The sequence below is a fragment of the Streptomyces sp. NPDC046985 genome (assembly GCF_040644415.1).
GTDB lineage: Bacteria > Actinomycetota > Actinomycetes > Streptomycetales > Streptomycetaceae > Streptomyces.
On record NZ_JBEYWK010000048.1, the window covers coordinates 1 to 1,779 of the forward strand.

1 protein-coding gene is annotated in these 1,779 nt (G+C 67.5%); it reads right to left on the reverse strand.

The genetic code is table 11. The features are described from left to right. Positions 1-1,779: nickel-dependent hydrogenase large subunit (locus ABZ861_RS31430; protein WP_361637447.1), on the reverse strand; the 1,779-nt coding region annotated here is incomplete at its 3' end.

Sequence of the window (1,779 nt, forward strand, 5' to 3'; positions counted from 1 at the left end):
TCCGTAGGTGGGGGTGTGGGTGGTGGTGAGGGTTCTGCCGTTGCCGAGGTACATGTGGACGCCGCAGGGGAGGCAGGGGTCGAAGCTGCGGACGGTGCGCAGGATGTCGATGCCTTTGAAGTCGTCGGGGCCGTTCTCTTCGAAGAGGGGGGTGCCCTGGACGGCGTCTTCGTAGGGGCCGGGGGTGCCGTGGGTGTCGCGGGGGCTGGCGTTCCAGGGGGTGGGGGGGTAGGGGTGGTAGTTGGCGATCTTGCGGTCTTTGATGACGAGGTGGTGGGAGAGGACGCCGCGGACGGCTTCGTGGAAGCCGCAGCCGACGGCTTCGTCGGGGACGGTGAAGTCCTGGAAGACGCGGGTGTCGCCGGTGCGTTGCAGGGCGGTGGCCTGTTCGAGGAAGTGCAGGGCCATGGCGGCGGCGTAGGCGGTGAAGTAGGGGCGGGCGCGGTCGCGTTCGAGGGTGTTGGACCACTGGGGGATGTGCCATTCCAGGGTGGTCTCGGGCAGGGTGTGGCCGGCGGGGAGGCTGATCTGGACGCTGTGGCCGGTGGCTTTGACGTAGGGGGTGTCGACGAGGTTGTTCAGGGCGGTGGACCACAGGCGGGCCAGGGGGCCGCCGCCGGTGTCCAGGGCGAGGTGCTCGCCGGTGGGGGGGTGGTGGTAGCGGGGGGACATGACCCAGCTGTAGCGGGCGTCGAAGTCGCGTCTTTGGGGGGCGGGGAGGGTGGTCTGGTTCCAGGGGTGGCGGGGGTCGACGGGGTTGCCCAGGGGGTCGTGGGTGACGTAGGGGTCTTCGCCGGTCCAGTCCTGGTAGTAGGAGGAGCCCAGGAGGATGCGGAGGTTGAGGTTGATGTCGATCAGGTCGTTGGTGATCAGTCGTCCGTCGACGATGACGCCGGGGGTGACGTGCATGGCCTTGCCCCAGGTGTTCATGGTGGCGTAGCGGTAGTCGCAGACGTCGGGGTTCTGCCAGGCGCCCCAGCAGCCCAGGAGGATGCGGCGGCGGCCGACTTCCTCGTAGCCGGGCAGGGCCTGGTAGAAGAAGTCGAAGACGTCGTCGTTCATGGCGACGGAGCGTTTGACGAAGTCGACGACGTGCAGGAGGCGGGTGAGGTAGTCGGTGAAGAGGGCGGGGGCGGGGACGGTGCCGACGCCGCCGGGGTAGAGGGTGGAGGGGTGGACGTGGCGGCCTTCCATGAGGCAGAACATCTCGCGGGTGGTGCGGGAGATCTTCAGGGCTTCTTTGTACATGTGGCCTTCGAAGGGGTTGAAGGCTTTCATGACGTCGGCGACGGTGCGGTGGCCGTGGACGTGGCCGCGGGGGGCCTCGGTGGTGCGTGCGCGGGCCAGGAGGGTGGGGTTGGTGGCTTTGACCATGGCTTCGCAGTAGTCGACGAAGACGAGGTTGTCCTGGTAGAGGGTGTGGTCGAACATGTACTCGGCGGCTTCGCCGAGGTTGGTGATGTGCTCGGCCATGGGCGGGGGTTTGACGCCGTAGGCCATCTGCTGGGCGTAGTTGGAGCAGGTGGTGTGGTTGTCGCCGCAGATGCCGCAGATGCGGGAGGTGATGAACCCGGCGTCGCGGGGGTCCTTGCCCTTCATGAAGACGGAGTAGCCGCGGAAGAGGGAGGAGGTGGAGTGGCACTCGGCGACCTCCCGGTTGGCGAAGTCGATCTTCGTGTAGACGCCGAGGTTCCCCACGATCCGGGTGATCGGGTCCCACGACATGTCCACCAGAGGACCCCTGCCCCCACCCCCCGAACCAGACTCAACTGCGGTCAT